Here is a 21,573-nt window from a genome sequence, read left to right as displayed (position 1 = left end):
ACAACAATGTTAATTGAAAAACTTCACAATATGACAAGCAGTTGGGTATCAAAGCTACTATTGGGTATCATTGCGGTCGCTTTCGTGTTAAGTGGTATTACTGGTTATGTCTTTACTCGTGTAGATACATCTGCAGTAAAAGTAAATGGTGAAGAAATCTCACAGCAAACTTTTTATCAACGTTATGAATCTGAATCAGAACGTTTAAGACAACAACTTGGTGCACAATTTGCAGCCTTGTCAGGTTCGCCAGAGTTTATTACTGGCTTAAGAGAAAGTGTATTAAATAATTTAATTAACCAAGAATTATTGCGTCAATATGCTGATGAGTTGAAGATTGGGATTAGTGATGAGCGTATAAAACAACAAATAGTAACTAGTCAAATTTTCCAAACAGATGGTAAGTTTGATAATAATTTATATCAAAGAATGCTGCAATTGAATGGGCTTACGCCTGATGCGTATGCCAATATTGTACGCGAAGCATTACGATTAGAGCAATTGCAAACAGGCTTAGCAGAAAGTGAATTTATCGTACCTGCTCAACAAGCACAATTGACAGAATTGTTTTTTCAAGCACGGAAAGTACGTTTAGCTTCATTTTCAGTAGAAGATGCAATGGCGAAGCAAACCGTATCTGAAGATGAAATTAAAGCTTATTATGAAGCTAATAAAAGCGCCTTTTTAGTACCTGAATTAGCGAAAGTACAGTATATTACATTAACGAGAGCTGATGTTGAGAAAAATATTCATGTTTCTGATGTAGAGATTGCACAATATTATCAAGATAATAAAGCACTTTATGTATCACAAGGGCAACAGCGTTTATCTCATATTCAAGTTGCAACTGAGGAAGAAGCCCAAGCAATTTATAAAGAGTTACAAGATGGTGCAAATTTTGCAGGTTTAGCTGGTGCACGCTCTTTAGATAAGATTTCAGCACAAAATGGTGGTGACCTAAGCTGGGCAAGTGCGGGGACTTTCCCAAAAGCTTTCGAAGATGCAGCGAATGCGCTCGCAGTTGGTCAATATAGTCAACCAGTAAAAGTTGATAATAACTATCACATTATCTTAGTAACTGAGCGTAAAGATGCCTCTGCTTTACCATTAGAGGTCGTAAAAACACAAATAGCAGATCAAATTCGTCAAAATTTAGTCAATAATCAGTATTTCTCAATTGAAAAGCAGATTGCTGAAAAAGCATTTGAGCATCCAGAGGGATTAGAAAAAGCGGCTGAAGTAGCTGGTTTAAAAATTCAGCAAACTGATTATTTCTCAGCAAATGATGTGCCAGCTGAATTAAATTATCCAAATGTAGTAGCTGCGGTTTTCCACTCAGATATTTCTCAAGGTGGCGTAAATTCTGAACCGATGAATGTGGGAGAACAACATGCTGTAGTAGTGCGAGTGCTAGAGCATAAAGCAGAAGGAACTAGAACATTAGAAGACGCAAAAGCGGATATTACAGCTTATTTAACCCGTCAGAAAGCAGAAGAACTTGTATTGGCTGAGGCAACTAACGCAGCAGAAGCCTTATCTGCTAATCCTAATGCAGCATTGCCATCAGGTATTGATTTTGCAGATGAGGAAAAATGGGTATTTGCGGATAATCGTGATCCTGCGTTGAATAATGTTATTTTCTCAATGCATCTTGATGCTGATAAACCAAGTTATACTGCAGCAAAGACAAGTAATGGTAATATTGTATTAGTTAAATTAAGTGCGATTGAACAGGGGGCTTTAACTGCAGCTGAAAGTGAAATTTTTACACAACAAATTGCTCAAGCTCGCCAAGTTGAATTACAGAATAAACTATTACAAGCTTTACGTGCTAAAGCAAAAATTGAAGTGAATGAGCAATTCTTTAAACAGACCGAAGAATAGTGATTACAGTAGATTTGAAAGCCTAGTGTTTGACTAGGCTTTTTTATTGTTTTAAAGTGCGGTTATTTTAACAAACTTTTTTAAAATCAAGCATTATTGTGCTTGCCAGCCTAAACCAATCGCTTTATATAAAGAAATTAAGTTGGTAGCTTTAGCCAGTTGGTTATCTAATACTTTTTCCTCAAGAAGTAATTGATCTAATTTTGTTTGTAATGTGCGATCAAAAGTTTGCTCAGCATATTGAAATAGTTTTTGGCTATCTGCACTTTGTCGTTGTTTAGCCGTTAGAGCTTGTGTTAATAAATAAGATTGACGATTGAGGGCAAATTGTAATTGATAGCTACTATCGACTTCTGCTAGTGCTTTCAGTAAAGTTTGGTCATATTGAAGTAAGGCTTGTTGCAGTCGTGCATCAGCCGCTTTAATATTAGCTTTTATGCGTCCAGCCGTAAAAATAGGTACTTGGATCCCTGCACTAATGAGATTTTGCCATGTATTTAAATGAGGTAAATTACTATCTAACTCAATATGTCCTGTTTGCCATAAAAATTGAATATTAAAGCGAGGTAATAAGTCAGCTTTCGCACTAGCCAATTTGGCTGCCCATATCTTGACATTTTCTGCTTGTGCTTGGATATCAGGGCGTTGGGCTAATAAGTCACTGGGGCGTCCACCTTGAGGAGGTGGTGGTAGGTGTGCCAGTACATCTACTTTTCTCATTTTTGCTAAATTTAAGCTAAATGTTTGAGGAACAGCACCAATCAAGACGGCAATTGCACGTTGGTATGCTTCTAGCTGTGCTTGTAACGTCGCATTCTTTGCCATGATTGCTTGTAGTTGACTAGTTACTTCGTCAAGTTCGTAGGCTGTCACTTGCCCAGCATTGAAACGCCCTTTGAGATAACGTTGTAAATCTTGTAGCGTGTCTAGTGTACGTTGTAACAACAATTGCTGTTTTACTGTATGTAGGGCTTTCAAATAGTAATGTGCAATTTCGCTAGTAATTAGCATTTGACTGCCATAAACTTGTTGTTGTGATGCCGCTACTGCGGCTTGAGCCGCGTCAGAGTCGCTCTGTTTTTGTCCAAAAATATCAGGTTCCCAAGCCATACTGACACCACCCATACTATTTTGGGGGCGCATATTAAACTGCTCAATATCTATATGTGCTTTCCCCAAATTACCAGTTGCTGCTAATTTAGGAAATAATGAGGCACGTGCTAGTTGAGCAATCGCTTGCGCTTCAGTTAGTTTACTTTGCGCAATCGCAATATCATGGTTATGTGCTAATCCTCGTTGAATTAAATCTGTCAGTTGAGGATCACGCCAACTTTCCCACCATTGTTGTATAGCTTGTTGACCAGAATGGATAGTTTCTTGAGTGTATTTTGCTGGTAATGTGATCTGCGATGGCAAATCAATGTTTGTATTTTGACAGCTTGTTAACAATACGCTCAAAATAAGTGTAATAAGTGTTTTTTGCATAGTGTTTTTCCTTAGTTTTGGCGAGCTAGCATAATTCTAAAACGTAAAATAGCGATGAGAATAAATAATGCTCCCATCAATGTAATGATCAAAACACGTGGCCAGATTACATTCATACCCGCTCCCCGAAACAGCACATCTTGACCAATCGCAATAAATTGAGTTAAGGGGGAAAGTTGCATTATATATTGCACCAGTAGTGGCATATTTTCTAATGGTGATAAACTGCCAGAAAGTAAATAAAGGACGATATATACAGGTAAACAGAGTAGGCTAAATTGTGGCATTGTTGGAGCATGTGTAGCGAGATAAATACCGAGCCCCGCCATTGAAGAAAGGAATACTGCTTCAGTTGCAATAAATAATCCAATAGATCCATTAATGGGGACATCAATGAATTTATGCACAACAAAATATAAAGAAAGAAATGCGGCAATAAGGATGATAAGTCCATTAGCTAAAATTTTTGAAATAACAATTTCACTGGCACTTACAGGCATCACTAATAAATGTTCAATAGTGCCATGCTCTCTTTCGCGAATAACAGCAGCGCCCACAAGAATTAATGTCAGTAATGTTGAATTACCAGTGATTTGAGTCACTGGCATGTACCATTCTGTTTTTAAATTACTATTAAATAAGACATTTATTTTAGGCGTGATGAGGTCATAGTCTATTGGTGTTTTATTTAGATACTCAACAATTTGTTGTCTGATGATTTGTTGTAAATAGCTGGCACCTACGGCCGCCTGTGACATGGCTGTTGCATCAACTAATAGTTGTAGTTCAGGTTGTTTGTTCGCGAGTAAATCGGCAGTGAAATTGGCTGGGATAGTTAGTACAAAAATATACTCACCATTGTCCATAGCCGTATCTATTTGTTGTGGTTTGATTTCAACAACTTTATTAAATTGCGGTGGTAACATCGCATCTTGAATATGAAAAGAAAGCGCGCTGCGATCTTCATTTAAAATAGCCACTGAAGCATTTTTTACTTCAGTTGTAATACCTTTGGCAATTGAGTAAATTGTGACAGTAAACATCATGATGACAAGGATAAGTAGTGTGAAGTCACTAAAAAAGCTACGAATTTCTTTGCCACATAAGAAATAAACATTTTTTATCCATTGTTGCATGTTACTTCTCCTGTTTTTTTAAAAGCAGGCAAGTGATTGCTAAATAAGTTATAAAAAAGAGTAGTAGTATGAGATATAAATCGAAAAAACTACTAAAACCTAAACCTTTCGTAAAAGCACCCAAGCTAATTAAGTGATACCAACTAGTTGGAAAACCTACTCCCATCCAATAACCAATGCCAGTGATTGTTGAGCGGGGGTAAAGTAAACCTGAAAAGTTAATCGTTGGGATGACAGTAATAATAGCCGTAGCAAAAATAGCTGCAACTTGAGATTTAACAAAAGCAGAAATAAGTAAACCAAAAGCTGTTGCGGCTAATATGAGACAAAATGCCCCTAAGCTCATTGCCCAGAAAGATCCTGTTAGTGGGACTTTGATGACCCAAATTACGAGTGAAACGAGCATTAAATAGTTCAACATAGCTAAAAAAATATAAGGGAGCTGTTTACCAAGAACATATTGCAAAACACTGGCAGGGGAACTATAGAGATTCGTAATAGAACCGATTTCTTTTTCACGTACAACAGCAAGTGCTGTCATCATAGAGGGGATTAACATTAATGTAACCATGATTAATCCTGGTGAAATAGCATTAACACTACGGAAAGTTTGGTTATACATAAATCTAACTTCAAGATTAGCTATTTGAGGTAAGATGATGCCATTTTGTTGATAAAGTTGTTTTTGATATTGGAACAGAATTTGTTGTATATGAGCTACCATATTTTCGCCTGTAAAAGGCATAGAACCATCAACATAGAAAGCGATTTCTGGTTTACGTTGTTGTAAGAGATCGCGTCCAAAATTTGGCGGGATTTCAATCAGTAATCTTGCTTTTCCAGACTTCAAAAATTCATTTAAATTCGACCGCGCTTTAAGTGGTGTAAGAGCTTTGAAATAAGCTGAACCACTAAACTGTTCAATAAGTTGACGACTTTCATAACTTTGATCTTGATCGAGTACACTAAAGCTTAGTTCATTCGTATCAAACGAAATTCCCCAGCTACCAGTAAAAAGTAAAAGAATAGGACCTAAAATTGCGAAGACTAAGCGGATACGATCTCGCAGAATTTCTTTACTTTCACGTAGTGTAAATGTCCAGATATTACTTAACCAAGATAACACAGGATTAGGTGCAAGAGCTGCTGGATGCTTGTTCAATTGCTCTGTGACAGGCTGGTTTAGCGTAACTTGTAGTGATATTGGTTCAGCAGTTTGTTCTGCTAAAAAACTGATAAATGCTTGCTCTAAAGTTTTTGCATTACGTTGTTGACATAATTGTTCGGGAGTGCCTACCGCTAAGACTTTCCCCTTATGCATTAACGATATACGGTCACAACGTTGCGCCTCATTCATGAAATGGGTAGAGACAAAAATAGTCATTTTTTCTGCTCGAGATAGTTGGACTAAGTATTGCCAAAACATATCACGTGCAGCAGGGTCAACACCTGAAGTAGGTTCGTCAAGAATAAGTACTTTAGGGTGGTGTAAACATGCTGCAGCAAGTTGTAAACGTTGACGGATACCTAGTGATAATTCGCTCGGTAAGCTATCGGCAATATCATCTAGCTGAAATTGAGTTAATGCTTGGCTAACTGCTTTTCGTCCTTTTTCACCTTCAAGTTCATATAATCTAGCGTGTAAGATAAGATTTTGGCGTAATGTTAACTCTTCATAAAGTGAGAATGCTTGTGACATATACCCTACTTGTTTGCGTGTCTGCATATCACCTGAATCAATAGGGTTACCTAATAATGTTGCACTTCCTGCTGTAGCATCTAATAATCCAGTTAACATCTTCATTGTCGTACTTTTACCACATCCATTTGAGCCTAAAAAGCCAAAAATTTCACCCTGCGGAATGTGGAAGCTGACGTTATCTACAGCAGTAAAATCACCAAAAACTTTGGTTAATCCTTCTGCTTCAATCGCAAATGGCTGGGTAGGATCTGGTAAAAAAGGTAAGATTTGACTCGAGTCCCAGTGTGTTTGTTTAGACTCTGGTAGTAATTTGATATAGGCTTGTTCAAGATTATTTGCTTGTGTTGCTTTTAGCACCTGTTGTGTTGGTGCGTGAAGTAGAATCTGTCCAGCATCCATTGCGATTAAATATTCAAATTGTTCAGCTTCTTCGATATAAGCAGTCGCGACAATGATAGTCATATCTTGATTTTCACTACGTAACTCATTGACTAATGTCCAAAACTGGCGGCGTGATAATGGATCAACTCCCGTAGTTGGCTCATCTAAAATTAATAGTTCGGGATCATGAACTAATGCACAGCATAAACTTAGCTTTTGTTTCATTCCTCCAGAAAGTTTGCCCGCAGCACGCTGTGCAAAAGGAGATAAGCCTGTAGCATGTAATAAGCGTGTAATACGTATCTGGCGTTGCTGTGTATTTAAGCCAAAAAGACGTGCATGAAATTCGATATTTTCATAAACAGAAAGAGTTGGATAAAGATTTTTACCCAAACCTTGAGGCATAAATGCGATTCGTTTCAGTAAAGATTCACGTTCAGTCTTATTTGCTTGATTTAAACCAAAGACCTCAATATGCCCTTGTTGAATGATCTTCACTCCAGCAATCAAAGACAATAATGTTGATTTTCCAACACCATCAGGTCCGATTAACCCAACAGTGCATCCTATCGGCAGACTCAGGGACACACGATCAAGTGCAGTCATTTTTTGGTAAGAATGTGATACATTCACCAAACGAATAGCATCCATTGCGTACCTCTATTGTTATTTTGGTAGCTTAATTTGGAGTTCAGGCGTCCAGTCAGTAGTGTTAATACGGACGAAACCATTACCTGTCATACCGCCTTTTAGATAATTGGCGTATTGTTGTGCAATATCATCGGGAATTTGTAATTTGACTTTAAACATCAATTTTTCACGCTCAGTATCTGTTTCAACAAATTTAGGTGTGAATTGTGCTTCTGCGGCGACATAAGTTACTCTTGCAGGAAAAACAGCATCTAATCCATCAAATACAATACGTGCTTCGGTATTGAGTGGAATTTGATTGACGATTGGTGCGGGGAGAAATATATTCATACTCGCATCAGTTAAATCGAGTAGGCTGACAACTTTATGTCCTGCAGGGATAACATGACCATTATCGACCAACTTATATTCAACTCGCCCTGCTTTTGGTGCTTTAATTTGTAAATCATTTAGCATTGATTTGACTTGTACGAGTTGTGCATTCGCTTGTGCAACAGCAGCTTCTGCTTCTGTTGTAGCAATTTCTAAAGCATGTAAATTTGCTTTTGCTACATCACGTAATGCGAGTCGTTTTTCTAGTTCTGTTTGTGAGATTAATTTGTTATGCCGCAATTGTGTTGCATTATCAAGATCAAGTTGTGCGGTTTTGAGTTGTTGCTGTTGTGCTTCAATTTGTGCTAGCGTACGTTTAACTACTTGTTGTGTTTGCAATTTTCTTGCTTCGGCAGTATCCACTTGTGCTTGGAGAGTGTCAGAGGAAAGACTAACAAGTAAAGTATCTTTTGTCACATATTCGCCTTCAGTGACGAAAACCTGATCAATTTTTCCTGCATATAAACTTGCAATGTCTAAGCGAGAAAATTCTAGACGCCCATTTGAATGGGCAAATTTGGTTGGCTCAGTTTTTTGATGATATTGGTGCCAGTAGAAACCAATACCAATAGCAATAATTACGAGTAGAAAGCTTATTTTTTTCATTACGATCCCCTTATAACATAAAGATATGTAATGTGCTGGGAATTATAACATAAATTGAGTTTGAAGTGAAAAAATTGCTAGAATTTGACCGCTCTTTATGGTATAAAGCACCCCGTTATTTTGACTTTTAAAAAATAACATTCACATTTAATTTTTAACTTAGACATCACACACATATCTTCAGGGTAAATCAGGGTGCCAAACGGTCGATTTACTTGGTATGTGGAGGCTAAACCCCAATTTAAAGGAAAATATTATATGGCACAAGTTTCAATGCGCGATATGCTACAAGCTGGCGTTCACTTCGGTCACCAAACTCGTTACTGGAATCCAAAAATGAAACCATTCATTTTCGGACCACGCAACGGTGTACACATCATTAACTTAGAAAAAACAGTTCCTATGTTCAATGATGCGTTAGTTGAGTTAACGCGTATCGCAGGTAACAACGGTAAAATTTTATTCGTTGGTACAAAACGTGCAGCAACAGAAGCAGTTAAAGCAGCAGCATTAGACTGTCAGCAATATTATGTAAACCACCGTTGGTTAGGTGGTATGTTGACTAACTGGAAAACAGTTCGTCAATCAATTAGACGTTTAAAAGATTTAGAAACTCAATCTCAAGATGGTACATTCGATAAATTAACGAAAAAAGAAGCGTTAATGCGTACTCGTGAGATGGAGAAACTTGAGTTAAGTCTTGGTGGTATCAAAGAGATGGGCGGTTTACCAGATGCATTATTTGTCATTGGTGCAGACCACGAGCACATCGCGGTAAAAGAAGCAAATAACTTAGGTATTCCAGTATTTGCTATCGTTGATACTAACTCAGATCCAGATGGTGTTGATTACGTTATCCCTGGTAACGATGATGCCGCACGTGCAATTCAACTATATCTTTCAGCAGCAGCAGCGGCAGTTAAAGAAGGTCGCAATCAAAATACTGTATCTGAAGAAAGTTTTGTTGCAGAATCTGAATAATTCAAGTAGATAAGGCGAAAGCCCTTATTATTAATCACAACGATTAATTGGTTAGCAGGGGGCTTGATTAAGTTCCCTGCTTTTTTATATCAAAGTGCATTTAAACACTTGCACGAAATAGAGTGGACAGAGGATTAAAAAATGGCTGAAATCACAGCATCATTAGTAAAAGAACTTCGTGAGCGTACTGGCGCGGGTATGATGGAATGTAAGAAAGCGTTAGTTGAAGCGAATGGTGATATTGAATTGGCAATTGATAACATGCGTAAATCGGGTCAAGCAAAAGCGGCTAAAAAAGCAGGCCGTGTAGCTGCGGAAGGTGTAATCCTTGCTCGTGTAGGTGCAGGTTTTGGTGTGTTAGTTGAAATGAACTGTGAAACTGACTTCGTTGCGAAAGATGCAGGTTTCTTAGGTTTAGCAAATGAAGTAGCTGATTTTGCATTGGCAAATAAAGGTGTAGCAATTGAAGCTCTTCAAGCACAGTTTGAGGAAAAACGTGCTGCATTAGTTGCTAAAATCGGTGAAAATATGAATATTCGTCGTGTTCAATTCTTAGATGGCGATGTTCTGGGTTCATACTTACATGGTGCTAAAATCGGTGTATTAGTTGCAGGTAAAAACGCAGACGACGAATTACTTAAAAAAGTTGCAATGCATGTTGCAGCAAGCCGTCCAGACTATGTTAACCCATCTGATGTTCCTGCTGATGTTGTTGAACATGAGCGTCAAATCCAAGTTGACATTGCTATGCAATCAGGTAAACCACGTGAAATTGCAGAAAAAATGGTTGAAGGCCGTATGAAGAAATTCACTGGTGAAGTTTCATTAACAGGTCAACCATTCGTGATGGATCCGTCTAAATCTGTCGGTGACTTCTTAAAAGAAAATGGTGCGGATGTCACTAACTTCATTCGTTTTGAAGTAGGTGAGGGTATCGAGAAAGTAGAATCTGACTTCGCAGCAGAAGTTGCTGCAATGCAAAAAATCTAATTTCTAAATTAAGGCGAGGTAACTCGCCTTTTCTTTATCGGAGAGATGGATATTAGCACTGACGTCTCTTTTGAAACCTTGATACAAAGTGCGGTCAAAAATAACGATAATTTGTTGCTTACAGAATAAAAAGAGGTACGAAATGAGCCAACCAATTTATAAACGAATCTTATTAAAACTCAGTGGTGAAGCATTACAAGGTGATGAAGGTTTCGGTATTGATCCTTCGATCTTAGATAGAATGGCATTAGAGATTAAAGAATTAGTTGCAATGGGCGTTGAAGTTGGGGTTGTTCTTGGCGGTGGTAATTTGTTCCGTGGCGCAAAACTCGCAAAAGCAGGTATGAATCGTGTTGTTGGTGACCATATGGGTATGCTGGCAACAGTGATGAATGGACTTGCTATGCGTGATGCATTGCACCGTGCAGAAGTTAATGCAAAATTGATGTCTGCTTTTCAATTAAATGGTATTTGTGATACATATAACTGGTCTGAAGCGATCAAAATGTTACGCGAAAAACGCGTTGTAATTTTTTCAGCAGGAACTGGGAGCCCATTTTTTACTACAGATTCAGCAGCTTGTTTACGTGGTATTGAAATTGAAGCTGATGTTGTATTAAAGGCGACTAAAGTTGATGGAGTATATAATTGCGATCCAACGAAAAACCCTGATGCGGTACTTTATAATAAACTCAATTATGCAGATGTCATTGAACAAGAACTACAAGTGATGGATTTAGCTGCATTTACCCTTGCGCGTGACCATAATATGCCAATTCGTGTTTTTAATATGGGGAAATCAGGTGCATTGCGTCGTGTTATTCTAGGAGAAGTTGAAGGCACATTAATTTGTGACTAAAATGTTATCGTGATTTTTATATCAATTTAGATTAAACTTACAGCAAAGTGATTAACTCAGATTTATTGACTATAAAGAAGGAATTCTTGTGATTAATGAAATTAAAAAAGATACGCAAGCGCGTATGGAAAAAAGTTTAGAAACCTTTAAAAACCATATTTCTAAAGTACGTACGGGTCGTGCACAACCAAGTTTACTTGACGGTATTCAAGTAGAATATTATGGTTCGCCAACACCGTTACGCCAATTAGCGAACGTCGTTGCTGAAGATGCACGTACATTGGCTGTGACTGTATTTGATCGTAGTTTAATTAGTGCGGTAGAAAAAGCGATTTTAACGTCTGATTTAGGTTTAAATCCATCATCAGCAGGAACGACTATTCGTGTACCATTACCTCCATTAACAGAGGAACGTCGTCGTGATTTAATTAAGATCGTAAAAGGTGAAGCAGAACAAGGTAAAATTGCTGTACGTAACGTTCGTCGTGATGCGAATGATCAAATTAAAGCATTATTGAAAGATAAAGAAATTAGTGAAGATGAAGAACGTAAAGCACAAGATGAGATTCAAAAAATCACGGACACTTATGTAAAAAAAGTAGATGAAGTATTAGCAGATAAAGAAAAAGAATTATTGGATTTCTAAACTGTTTATTATAGATTAAAATAAAAGGCGCAGTGGTTCACTGCGTCTTTTATTATTTTGAAAAAGAAAATAGAGAGTTCTGATTAAAATTAGTTTAACACTCAAAGTGCGGTTTGGATTTTATGCAAAATAAACAAAATATCGTTGTATTAGGCTCAACAGGATCGATTGGAACTAGTACTTTATCCGTGATTGAACATAATCCTGAAAAATATCATGCTTTTGCATTAGTTGGTGGACGTAATGTAGAGTTGATGTTCCAACAATGTTTGAAGTTTCAACCGTATTTTGCGGCACTAGATGACAATAATGCCGCCAAACAGTTAGCTGAAAAATTACAGGCTCACCAAAGCTCAACAAAAGTAATCTCAGGTCAAGCTGCTATTTGTGAACTATCTGCTCATCCTGAGGTCGATATGGTTATGGCGGCAATTGTTGGTGCAGCAGGTCTATTGCCAACTTTATCTGCTATAAAAGCAGGTAAGCGTGTTTTATTGGCTAATAAAGAGGCTTTAGTGACTTGTGGTCAATTATTTATTGATGAAGTTCGCCGTAGTAATGCAAAATTGTTGCCAGTTGATAGTGAACATAATGCAATTTTTCAATCTCTACCACCAGAAGCCCAGCAGCAAATTGGCTATTGTTCTCTTCCTGAATTAGGTATTAGTAAAATTGTACTAACCGGGTCAGGCGGTCCTTTCCGCTATACAGAATTAAGTGAGTTTGCACATATTACGCCAGAACAAGCTGTGGCTCATCCAAATTGGTCTATGGGGAGAAAAATTTCAGTAGACTCTGCAACGATGATGAATAAAGGACTGGAATATATTGAGGCACGTTGGTTATTTAATGCTAAGGCTGATGAAATGGAAGTAATTATCCATCCTCAGTCTATTATTCACTCAATGGTGCGCTATATTGATGGCAGTGTAATCGCACAAATGGGGAATCCAGACATGAGAACGCCTATTGCTGAAACGATGGCGTATCCAAATCGGATTTTTGCTGGTGTTGAACCGTTAGATTTTTACCAGTTAAATGGTCTGACTTTCATTCAGCCAGATTATCAGCGTTATCCATGCTTAAAATTAGCGATAGATGCATTCGCTGCAGGTCAATATGCCACTACAGCAATGAATGCTGCAAATGAAATTGCAGTAGAAAGTTTTTTAAATTATCAGATAAAATTTAACGAAATTGCACAGGTAAATCAGCAGGTTGTGGATAATATCGTACCACAAAAAATTACATGTGTTGAAGATGTATTAGATGTTGATCAAAAAGCGCGAGAATTAGCAAAAACAATAATTTTAAGTTTTTAACATCACTATCCCTTATGGTATAGTGGCGGCAAAGCGCGGTCAGAGATTTTAAAATATATGATAGAACTTGATCCAAACAATATTCCACAACATGTTGCAATTATTATGGATGGAAATGGGCGTTGGGCTAAACAAAAAGGCAAAATGCGTATTTTTGGTCATAAAAATGGAATAAAAGCTGTGCGTGAAGCTGTATCTTATGCAGGTAAGGTAGGAATAAAAGTCCTTACTCTCTATGCATTTAGTCGTGAAAACTGGACACGCCCAGAACAAGAGGTCAGTGCTTTAATGACTTTATTTATGCAGGCTTTGGATCTAGAAGTGAAAAAATTGCATAATAATAACATTAAGTTGAATATTCTTGGTGATGTCACAGGATTTAATGCTAATTTACAAAATAAGATCGCACGAGCGGAAAAATTAACAGAAAATAATTCTGCTTTAACATTAAATATTGCTGCAAATTATGGTGGTTGTTGGGATATTGTACAAGCAACACAAAATTTAGCACAACAAGTTAAAGATAATAAAATTGAAGTTTCAGAGATTAATGCAGAGTTATTACAACGTTGTTTAGTTACTAAAGAGCAGCCACAAGTAGATTTGCTGATTAGAACAAGTGGAGAACAACGAATTAGTAATTTTTTATTATGGCAAATTGCTTATGCTGAGCTTTATTTTTCAGATGTGCTTTGGCCAGATTTTAACGAAAAGGAATTTAATAAAGCGATTATTGCTTATCAACAACGCCATCGCCGTTTTGGTGGCTCAGAATAATAAGAGGATTACATTTTGCTTAAAGAACGTGTCTTGTCTGCAATTATTTTGATTGCAATTGTATTTGTTGCATTGTTTTTCTTTTCTCCTTTCTATTTAGCACTTGCTGTTGGTACGGTTGTCGTTCTTGGAGTTTGGGAATGGAGCCAATTTTTACACTTTAAACTACCTTTCTGGCGTTTAGGTATGACGGGGGTTGCAGCTGCATTTTTATTTTTATGGATTTATGGTGAAAGTCATTATCTGAATGCAGGACGTGTTTTTGAAGGTTATATCTCACTCATGCTTTTTTCTTCTGTGATATGGTGGGGAATTGCATTGAGTTTAGTTGTTACTTATCCTAAATCGGCAGTCAGTTGGGGAAAAAATAAATTACTGCAAGTTATATTTGCTTTTTTTACTCTTGTCCCTTTCTTAGTCGGCGTATTACGTTTACGTTTAGATCATTATGTTACCGATCAATATCATGGCTTAGTTCTTTTATTGTATGTCTTCATTTTAGTGTGGAGCGCTGATTCAGGTGCTTATTTTGCGGGACGTCAATTTGGTAAGAATAAATTAGCACCTAAAGTATCACCAGGTAAAAGTTGGGAAGGTGTCTTTGGTGGATTATTAACGGCGGGTTTATTGGCAACAGTTTTCATTCAATTTACTCAACAAAATTTATTATCAAACGTATCGACACCTGCTTTTATTCTACTTTCTGTTGCAACAGTTGCAGTATCTATTTTGGGTGACCTCACAGAAAGTATGTTTAAGCGTGAAAGTGGCATTAAGGATAGTAGTCAATTAATTCCAGGACATGGTGGAATTTTAGATCGTATCGATAGCTTAACTGCTGCTGTTCCGTTCTTTGCTTATTTTTATTTTTTTGTTATTTAGCATTTAGTTAGGAATAAAGAATTATGTCGTTTTTGTGGTCATTTGTTTCCTTTATTATTGTTATTGGTGTCTTAGTAGCAGTACATGAATATGGTCATTTTTGGGCTGCTAGAAAATGTGGTGTAAAAGTACACCGTTTTTCTATCGGATTTGGAAAAGTGTTATGGTCACGTAAAGATAAGTATGGGACGGAGTTTGCTCTGTCTGTTATCCCTTTGGGCGGTTATGTCAAAATGTTAGATGGTCGTAATGAAAATGTTCCTATGGAATTAAAATCACAGGCATTCGACCAAAAAACTGTAGCCCAACGCGCATTTGTGATTTCAGCTGGCCCTATTGCTAACTTTTTATTTGCGATTTTAGCTTATTTTACTATTTATACCGTTGGGATTCCTAGTGTAAGACCCGTAATCGCAGAAATCACTCCAAATTCTATTGCTGCTCAAGCACAGATTGAGCCACAGTCTGAGATTAGGGCGATTGATGGTAGTCGTGTTACTGATTGGGAAACAATTAATATGTTGTTAGCCACTAAATTAGGTAACCAACAAATTGTCCTCACTGTCTCGCCTTTCAGTTCTGATATTGAATATCAAAAAATACTTAATACAGCAGGTTGGCGTTTTGATCCAGAAAAAGAAAGTGCAATAACAGCATTAGGTTTACAACCAGTTCGAACTAAAGTCGAAATGACTTTGTCTAAGGTCCAAACTGATTCCCCTGCATATAAAGCGGGTTTGAAAGTCGGCGATAAAATTTATGAAAACTCAAACCTCATTAGTTGGCAAGATTTTCTTCAGTTGGTACAAGCTGGCAAACCCTTTACAGTAAAGGTTGAGCGTGAAGGACAGTTTTTTTCAACACTACTTACACCAGAGCTAAATAAAAAAGGGAATTGGTATGTTGGTATTGCACCTACCGCTGATCCAATCTCTGATAAGTATCGAACAGAGCTAAAATATGATATTCTGGAAGCCTTACAAAAAGCGGTAGAAAAGACTGTCCAGCTTTCATGGTTGACGATTAAAGTAATCGGTAAATTGTTTACTGGTGATTTATCTTTGAATAATTTAGGTGGACCAATTTCTATTGCAAAAGGTGCGGGTATATCCTCTGAAATTGGTTTTATTTATTATTTAGGCTTTATGGCACTGATCAGTGTTAATTTAGGCATTATGAATTTATTTCCTCTGCCTGTACTCGATGGAGGCCATTTAGTTTTTTTAGCAGCAGAAGCAGTACGTGGTAAACCGCTTTCTGAACGCATTCAAAACGTAAGTTATCGAATTGGGGCAGCATTATTAATTGCATTGATGAGTTTTGCCTTATTTAATGATTTTTTACGTTTATAATTCATTTTTTACTTACAGGATAACATTCACAATGAAAAAACTTTTAATTGCGAGCTTACTATTTGGTTCAGCCAGTGTATTTGCTGCGCCCTTTGTTGTTAAAGATATTCGTGTAGACGGTGTTCAAGTAGGCATGGAAGGGAATGTATTAGCCTCTCTCCCTGTCCGAGTTGGACAACGTGCAACAGATAATGATATTGCCAATGTCGTACGTAAATTATTTTTGACTGGTCAATATGATGATGTTAGAGCAACACGAGAAGGTAATACGTTAGTTGTGACTGTTATGCCAAAACCAATTATTGCAGATGTAGTCTTAGATGGTAATAAATCTATTCCTGATGACGCATTAAAGCAAAATTTAGATGCAAATGGTTTTAAAGTAGGCGATGTTTTAAATCGTGCAAAATTAGAAGAATTCCGTAAAGGTATTCTTGATCATTACCATAGTGTTGGCCGTTACAATGCAAAAGTAGATACGATTGTGAATACTCTACCAAATAATCGTGCTGAAGTTAAAATTCAAATTGTTGAAGATGATGTGGCTTTATTTAAAGATATTACATTTGAAGGCAATACTGTTTTTAGCACAGGTAAATTAGTTGATCAAATGGAGTTGCAAACTGATTCTTGGTGGAAACTTTTTGGTAATAAATTTGATCAAACTCAGTTTAACAAAGATCTTGAAACAATACGTAGCTACTACTTAGATCGTGGTTATGCACAGTTCCAAATCTTAGATACTGATATTCAATTAGATGAATCTAAAAAGGAAGCTCGTGTCAAAATAAAGGTTAAAGAAGGTGATTTATTTACTGTAAAAAATGCGCGTATTATTGGCGATGTTGGAGGCATGTCTGATGAGCTTGCTCCTGTTCTAGATACTATCCAAATCAATGGTCCTTTTCGCCGAGTTGATGTAGTAGATGTTGAGCAACGTATTAAAGCAAAATTAGGTGAAAGAGGTTATGCAACTGCACAAGTCAATGTACACCCTACTTTTGATGAACAAAATAAAACAATTTCATTAGATTTTATCGTTGAAGCAGGTAAAACCTATACTGTTCGTCAAATTCGTTTTGAAGGTAATACCGTTAGTGCTGATAGTACACTACGTCAAGAAATGCGTCAGCAAGAAGGTGCCTGGCTTTCTTCAGAGTTAGTTGAGTTAGGTAAATTACGTTTAGATCGTACAGGTTTCTTTGAAAGTGTTGAAACAAGAACCGAAGCTATTCCAGGCTCAGATCAAGTAGATGTAATTTATAAAGTGAAAGAGCGTAATACAGGTAGCATTAACTTTGGTATTGGTTATGGTACCGAAAGTGGTTTAAGTTATCAGGCAAGTATTAAACAAGATAATTTCTTGGGAATGGGTTCATCAATTAGTTTAGGTGGTTCACGCAATGATTATGGTACAACGATTAATTTAGGCTATAACGAACCATACTTTACTAAAGATGGCGTAAGCTTAGGTGGTAATGTCTTTTTTGAGGAATACGATAGCTCGAAAAGTAGCACTTCAGCTTCTTATGGGCGTACTACTTATGGTGGAAATTTAACACTAGGTTTTCCTGTAAACGAAAATAACTCTTATTATTTAGGCGTTGGCTATACTTATAATAAGTTAAAAAATGTTGTGCCTGAATATAATCGTGAGCTTTATTTATCTGCAATGAAATATGATAATTGGACATTTAAAGCACATGATTTTGATCTTTCTTTTGGATGGAATTATAACAGCTTAAACAGAGGCTATTTCCCAACTAAGGGGGTTAGAGCAAATGTAGGTGGACGAATTACTATTCCAGGATCAGATAACAAATATTATAAACTAAATGCTGAAGCACAAGGTTTTTACCCACTTGATCGTGAACATGGTTGGGTTGTTTCTAGCCGTATTAGTGCTTCTTTTGCGGATGGGTTTGGTGATAAACGTCTACCATTTTATCAAAATTATAGTGCAGGCGGTATCGGAAGCTTACGTGGGTTTGCTTATGGTGCAATTGGACCGAATGCAATTTATTTAGGTAAAAATTGTCAAGGCTACTGTGTACCAAGTTCGGATATTATAGGTGGTAATGCCATGTTAACTGCAAGTGCGGAGTTAATTGTACCAACCCCATTTGTTGCTGATAAAAATCAAAATTCTGTAAGAACATCATTCTTCGTTGACGCCGCAAGTGTATGGAATACACGTTGGAAATCAGAAGATAAAGCAAAATTTGCTAATTTGAAATTACCAGACTATAGCGATCCAACACGTGTTCGTGCATCTGCAGGTGTGGCACTACAGTGGCAGTCACCAATTGGTCCTTTAGTCTTTTCTTATGCTAAACCAATTAAAAAATATCAAGGTGATGAAATTGAACAGTTCCAATTTAGTATTGGGGGAACATTCTAATAACATATTGGAACTTATGACAAAATTTGTAGTCTAAATAAATATCTGTGCCTTGAAATAAGAGCATAGAATATTATTTAATATTATTTACTTAATAGGAAAATGAACCAATGAAAAAAACATTAAAAGTAACCGCACTTTCTTTAGCTTTAGCATTTACTTCTTCTTTAGCTTTAGCAAGTGAGAATATTGCGTTTGTAAGCGGGGATTATTTATTCCAAAATCACCCTGACCGTAAAATGGTTGCTGAGAAATTAGAATCTGAGTTTAAAGAAAGAGTGGAGAAACTTGCAGAAAATAAAAAGCAAGTAGATGAAAAAATTGCTGCATCACAGAAAAAAGTAGAAGCAAAAATTGCTGCTTTACAAAAAGAGGCTCCAAAATTACGTAGTGCAGATATTAAAAAACGTGAAGATGAGATCAATAAGTTAGGAACCGCTGAACAAGAAGCAATCAACAAACTTGTTGTTGCTCATGATGAAGAAGTGAATAAGTATCAAGAAGATTACGCAAAACGTGAGCGTGAGGAAACTACAAAATTAGTCAATAGTATTCAAACAGCAGTAAATAATGTTGCTAAAGAGAAAAAATTCACATTAGTGTTAAATGAAAGCGCAGTAGTATTTGCAGATGATGCAAAAAATATTACTGAAGATGTTTTAAAAGCGATTCCTGCAACACAGGCTAAATAATGCGAGTCTATTCTATACAAGAATTAGCACAACAAATCGGCGCTACCATTCGTGGTAACGCCGATGTTGTTGTTGAAAGTATTGCACCTTTAGATAAAGCGAGTGATAAGCAACTTACTTTTATTTCCAATGCGAAATTTCGTGCATTATTGTCTGAGTCAAAAGCAGCTGTTTTAGTCGTTTCAGAGGCAGATGTAGAATTTTGTGCAGAAGAGAGTAATTTGTTAATTGTTAAAGATCCTTATGTTGCTTATGCTGTTTTAGCACAATATATGGATAAAACGCCAAAGGCAGCTTCAAATATCGCTCCAACCGCTGTTATCTCTGAGACTGCGATATTAGGAGACAACGTATCAATTGGCGCAAATGCAGTGATTGAAGAGAACGTTGAACTAGGCGATAACGTAGTAATTGGTGCAAACTGTTTTATTGGTAAAAATACTAAAATTGGTGCACATACTCAGCTTTGGGCAAATGTCAGTGTTTACCATGATGTTGAAATTGGACAACATTGTTTAATTCAATCAGGAGCTGTCATTGGTAGTGATGGTTTTGGTTATGCAAATGATCGAGGGCGTTGGATTAAGATTCCGCAAGTTGGTCAAGTGATTATTGGCAACCATGTTGAAATTGGTGCCTGTACTTGTATTGATCGTGGTGCTCTTGATGCGACAGTCATTGAAGATAATGTAATTATTGATAATTTATGCCAAATTGCACATAACGTACATATTGGAACGGGTACTGCAGTTGCAGGTGGTGTGATTATGGCAGGTAGTTTGACTGTTGGGCGTTATTGTTTGATCGGTGGTGCTAGTGTAATAAATGGGCATATGGAAATTTGTGATCAAGTCACAATTACTGGAATGGGAATGGTGATGAGACCTATTACTGAACCTGGTGTTTATTCTTCAGGAATTCCTTTACAAACAAATAAAGAATGGCGCAAAACAGCTGCATTGACTTTAGGAATAGATGGTATAAATAAACGTCTGAAAGCCTTAGAAAAGCAATTTGAGAAGAAGTAACGTAAAACGAACCGCACTTTTTTGCGGTTCGTTTTGTATTGGGCGGTTAAATACCGTATAATTCAGCTATTTTTATCATTTTATTTTAATTAAAGGTACTATTGTGACAACTGAAAATACTGTAGTAAAAACCATTGAAGCAAATGAAATTATGACCTTACTGCCACATCGTTATCCGTTCTTACTTGTGGATCGTGTAACAGATTATGAAGCCGGTAAGTGGTTAAAAGCAGTAAAAAATGTGAGTGTAAATGAGCCTTGTTTTACGGGGCATTTCCCTGAACAGCCGATTTTCCCTGGTGTACTTATTTTAGAAGCAATGGCACAAGCGACAGGGGTGCTAGCTTGTATTACGCATCGTAAATTAGAAAATGAATTATATTACTTTGCGGCAATTGATAATGCGCGTTTTAAACGCCCAGTTTTACCAGGCGATCAAATGATTTTAGAGGTTCACTTTGTAAAAGAACGTCGTGGAGTAACACGTTTTACAGGTGTTGCTACAGTGGATGGGCAAGTTGTCTGTGAAGCTGAATTAATGTGTGCTCGCCGCCCAGCATAATAAATAAGGAGTCAAGAATGATCCATTCAACAGCAAAAATTCATCCAACAGCTATTGTTGAAGATGGCGCTAAAATTGGTGAAGATGTTGTTATCGGTCCTTTCTGTATCGTTGGTGCAGATGTTGAGATTGGTCGCGGAACAGTTTTACATTCTCATGTTGTCGTTAAAGGCATTACTAAAATTGGTTATGATAACCAAATTTTTCAATTTGCAAGTATTGGCGATACTAATCAAGACTTAAAATATCAAGGCGAACCAACAAGAACAATTATCGGTAATCGTAACCGTATTCGTGAGAGCGTGACTATTCACCGTGGTACAATTCAAGGTGGTGGTGTCACTATTATTGGCGATGATAATTTATTAATGGTAAATGTACATGTCGCACATGACTGTCGGATTAAAAATCGTTGTATTTTAGCGAATAATGCTACTCTTGCGGGTCATGTTGAATTGGATGATTTTGTTATTGTAGGTGGGATGTCAGCTATTCATCAATTTGTCATTATAGGTGCCCATGTAATGCTAGGTGGTGGCTCAATGGTGAGTCAAGATGTTCCTCCTTATGTGATGGCGCAAGGGAATCATGCAAAACCATTTGGCGTCAATATTGAAGGGCTAAAACGTCGGGGATTTGATAAACCGACATTACATGCTGTTCGTAATGTATATAAATTAATTTACCGCAGTGGTAAGACATTAGAAGAAGTGTTACCTGAAATTGAACAAGTAGCGGCGAAAGAATCGGCAATTAGTTTCTTTGTTGAATTTTTCAAACGTTCAACACGTGGAATTATTCGTTAATTCATTAAAATTTTACAAAAATCGACCGCACTTTTTCAGGTTAAAAGTGCGGTTATTT

Annotated in this window: 18 protein-coding genes; 14 read left to right on the top strand and 4 right to left on the bottom strand. The window is 37.0% G+C overall.

The genetic code is table 11. The annotated features are described in order from the left end of the window. Positions 1-6: 6 nt before the first annotated feature. On the top strand, positions 7-1,884 hold the full coding sequence (gene ppiD / locus K7G93_RS06490; RefSeq protein WP_223667368.1) for a peptidylprolyl isomerase: 1,878 nt from the start codon (positions 7-9) through the stop codon (positions 1,882-1,884). 93 nt (positions 1,885-1,977) lie between these two features. Here ppiD and K7G93_RS06485 read toward each other — a convergent pair whose 3' ends face one another. Genes K7G93_RS06485 through K7G93_RS06470 form a run of 4 tightly spaced genes read right to left on the bottom strand, consistent with a single transcriptional unit; the run spans position 1,978 to position 8,217 of the window. Further along, positions 1,978-3,369: a TolC family protein gene (locus K7G93_RS06485; protein ID WP_115323087.1), complete on the bottom strand. Its 1,392-nt coding sequence runs from the start codon at positions 3,367-3,369 to the stop codon at positions 1,978-1,980. A gap of 11 nt (positions 3,370-3,380) precedes the next feature. Continuing rightward, positions 3,381-4,505 carry an ABC transporter permease gene (locus K7G93_RS06480; protein ID WP_115323086.1) on the bottom strand — a complete coding sequence of 375 codons (1,125 nt, stop codon included), beginning with the start codon at positions 4,503-4,505 and terminating at the stop codon, positions 3,381-3,383. Between the two features lies 1 nt (position 4,506). Next, positions 4,507-7,239: a ribosome-associated ATPase/putative transporter RbbA gene (gene rbbA / locus K7G93_RS06475; RefSeq protein WP_228400333.1), complete on the bottom strand. Its 2,733-nt coding sequence runs from the start codon at positions 7,237-7,239 to the stop codon at positions 4,507-4,509. 15 nt (positions 7,240-7,254) lie between these two features. After that, complete coding sequence (locus tag K7G93_RS06470; protein WP_191134381.1) at positions 7,255-8,217, bottom strand: HlyD family secretion protein; 963 nt, start codon at positions 8,215-8,217, stop codon at positions 7,255-7,257. A gap of 258 nt (positions 8,218-8,475) precedes the next feature. Here K7G93_RS06470 and rpsB point away from each other — a divergent pair, with 258 nt between their 5' ends. The 13 genes from rpsB (at position 8,476) to lpxA (ending at position 21,515) form a co-directional block, all read left to right on the top strand. Beyond that, the gene (gene rpsB, locus K7G93_RS06465; RefSeq protein ID WP_049215241.1) at positions 8,476-9,198 is read left to right on the top strand and encodes a 30S ribosomal protein S2; all 723 of its coding nucleotides are present in this window, start codon (positions 8,476-8,478) and stop codon (positions 9,196-9,198) included. A 141-nt stretch (positions 9,199-9,339) separates the two neighbouring features. After that, on the top strand, positions 9,340-10,188 hold the full coding sequence (gene tsf, locus K7G93_RS06460; RefSeq protein ID WP_115323083.1) for a translation elongation factor Ts: 849 nt from the start codon (positions 9,340-9,342) through the stop codon (positions 10,186-10,188). A 142-nt stretch (positions 10,189-10,330) separates the two neighbouring features. Beyond that, positions 10,331-11,047, top strand: coding sequence for a UMP kinase (gene pyrH / locus K7G93_RS06455; RefSeq protein ID WP_115323082.1), 717 nt, complete (start codon positions 10,331-10,333; stop codon positions 11,045-11,047). Between the two features lie 88 nt (positions 11,048-11,135). Beyond that, positions 11,136-11,693 (top strand): ribosome recycling factor, encoded by a 558-nt coding sequence (frr, locus tag K7G93_RS06450; protein ID WP_049215235.1) that lies wholly within the window; start codon positions 11,136-11,138, stop codon positions 11,691-11,693. A gap of 122 nt (positions 11,694-11,815) precedes the next feature. Further along, the gene (ispC, locus tag K7G93_RS06445; RefSeq protein ID WP_226690408.1) at positions 11,816-13,015 is read left to right on the top strand and encodes a 1-deoxy-D-xylulose-5-phosphate reductoisomerase; all 1,200 of its coding nucleotides are present in this window, start codon (positions 11,816-11,818) and stop codon (positions 13,013-13,015) included. 57 nt (positions 13,016-13,072) lie between these two features. After that, positions 13,073-13,792 carry a polyprenyl diphosphate synthase gene (gene uppS / locus K7G93_RS06440; RefSeq protein WP_049215231.1) on the top strand — a complete coding sequence of 240 codons (720 nt, stop codon included), beginning with the start codon at positions 13,073-13,075 and terminating at the stop codon, positions 13,790-13,792. A gap of 15 nt (positions 13,793-13,807) precedes the next feature. Further along, positions 13,808-14,674, top strand: a complete 867-nt coding sequence (locus tag K7G93_RS06435; RefSeq protein ID WP_115323079.1) for a phosphatidate cytidylyltransferase — start codon at positions 13,808-13,810, stop codon at positions 14,672-14,674. A gap of 23 nt (positions 14,675-14,697) precedes the next feature. Beyond that, the gene (gene rseP / locus K7G93_RS06430) at positions 14,698-16,026 is read left to right on the top strand and encodes a sigma E protease regulator RseP (RefSeq protein WP_226690409.1); all 1,329 of its coding nucleotides are present in this window, start codon (positions 14,698-14,700) and stop codon (positions 16,024-16,026) included. A 31-nt stretch (positions 16,027-16,057) separates the two neighbouring features. Then, positions 16,058-18,427 (top strand): outer membrane protein assembly factor BamA, encoded by a 2,370-nt coding sequence (gene bamA, locus K7G93_RS06425; RefSeq protein WP_049215224.1) that lies wholly within the window; start codon positions 16,058-16,060, stop codon positions 18,425-18,427. A gap of 110 nt (positions 18,428-18,537) precedes the next feature. Beyond that, on the top strand, positions 18,538-19,119 hold the full coding sequence (locus K7G93_RS06420) for an OmpH/Skp family outer membrane protein (RefSeq protein WP_049215223.1): 582 nt from the start codon (positions 18,538-18,540) through the stop codon (positions 19,117-19,119). After that, positions 19,119-20,147 (top strand): UDP-3-O-(3-hydroxymyristoyl)glucosamine N-acyltransferase, encoded by a 1,029-nt coding sequence (gene lpxD / locus K7G93_RS06415; RefSeq protein ID WP_160531264.1) that lies wholly within the window; start codon positions 19,119-19,121, stop codon positions 20,145-20,147. Before K7G93_RS06420 ends, lpxD begins: the two co-directional genes overlap by 1 nt. Before the next feature lie 103 nt (positions 20,148-20,250). Next, positions 20,251-20,709 carry a 3-hydroxyacyl-ACP dehydratase FabZ gene (gene fabZ / locus K7G93_RS06410; protein WP_082303075.1) on the top strand — a complete coding sequence of 153 codons (459 nt, stop codon included), beginning with the start codon at positions 20,251-20,253 and terminating at the stop codon, positions 20,707-20,709. Between the two features lie 17 nt (positions 20,710-20,726). Then, on the top strand, positions 20,727-21,515 hold the full coding sequence (gene lpxA / locus K7G93_RS06405; RefSeq protein ID WP_049215219.1) for an acyl-ACP--UDP-N-acetylglucosamine O-acyltransferase: 789 nt from the start codon (positions 20,727-20,729) through the stop codon (positions 21,513-21,515). Positions 21,516-21,573 lie beyond the last annotated feature (58 nt).

It is taken from the genome of Pasteurella canis, from assembly GCF_020810675.1.
GTDB classification, from domain to species: Bacteria; Pseudomonadota; Gammaproteobacteria; order Enterobacterales; family Pasteurellaceae; genus Pasteurella; species Pasteurella canis.
This window is presented reverse-complemented; position numbering and strand designations above follow the sequence as displayed.

Excerpts from the sequence above, each read along its gene's own strand:
- ppiD (WP_223667368.1), top strand. The coding sequence starts at position 7 with ATGTTAATTGAAAAACTTCACAATATGACAAGCAGTTGGGTATCAAAG.
- K7G93_RS06485 (WP_115323087.1), bottom strand. The coding sequence starts at position 3,369 with ATGCAAAAAACACTTATTACACTTATTTTGAGCGTATTGTTAACAAGC.
- K7G93_RS06480 (WP_115323086.1), bottom strand. The coding sequence starts at position 4,505 with ATGCAACAATGGATAAAAAATGTTTATTTCTTATGTGGCAAAGAAATT.
- rbbA (WP_228400333.1), bottom strand. The coding sequence starts at position 7,239 with ATGGATGCTATTCGTTTGGTGAATGTATCACATTCTTACCAAAAAATG.
- K7G93_RS06470 (WP_191134381.1), bottom strand. The coding sequence starts at position 8,217 with ATGAAAAAAATAAGCTTTCTACTCGTAATTATTGCTATTGGTATTGGT.
- rpsB (WP_049215241.1), top strand. The coding sequence starts at position 8,476 with ATGGCACAAGTTTCAATGCGCGATATGCTACAAGCTGGCGTTCACTTC.
- tsf (WP_115323083.1), top strand. The coding sequence starts at position 9,340 with ATGGCTGAAATCACAGCATCATTAGTAAAAGAACTTCGTGAGCGTACT.
- pyrH (WP_115323082.1), top strand. The coding sequence starts at position 10,331 with ATGAGCCAACCAATTTATAAACGAATCTTATTAAAACTCAGTGGTGAA.
- ispC (WP_226690408.1), top strand. The coding sequence starts at position 11,816 with ATGCAAAATAAACAAAATATCGTTGTATTAGGCTCAACAGGATCGATT.
- uppS (WP_049215231.1), top strand. The coding sequence starts at position 13,073 with ATGATAGAACTTGATCCAAACAATATTCCACAACATGTTGCAATTATT.
- rseP (WP_226690409.1), top strand. The coding sequence starts at position 14,698 with ATGTCGTTTTTGTGGTCATTTGTTTCCTTTATTATTGTTATTGGTGTC.
- bamA (WP_049215224.1), top strand. The coding sequence starts at position 16,058 with ATGAAAAAACTTTTAATTGCGAGCTTACTATTTGGTTCAGCCAGTGTA.
- K7G93_RS06420 (WP_049215223.1), top strand. The coding sequence starts at position 18,538 with ATGAAAAAAACATTAAAAGTAACCGCACTTTCTTTAGCTTTAGCATTT.
- lpxD (WP_160531264.1), top strand. The coding sequence starts at position 19,119 with ATGCGAGTCTATTCTATACAAGAATTAGCACAACAAATCGGCGCTACC.
- lpxA (WP_049215219.1), top strand. The coding sequence starts at position 20,727 with ATGATCCATTCAACAGCAAAAATTCATCCAACAGCTATTGTTGAAGAT.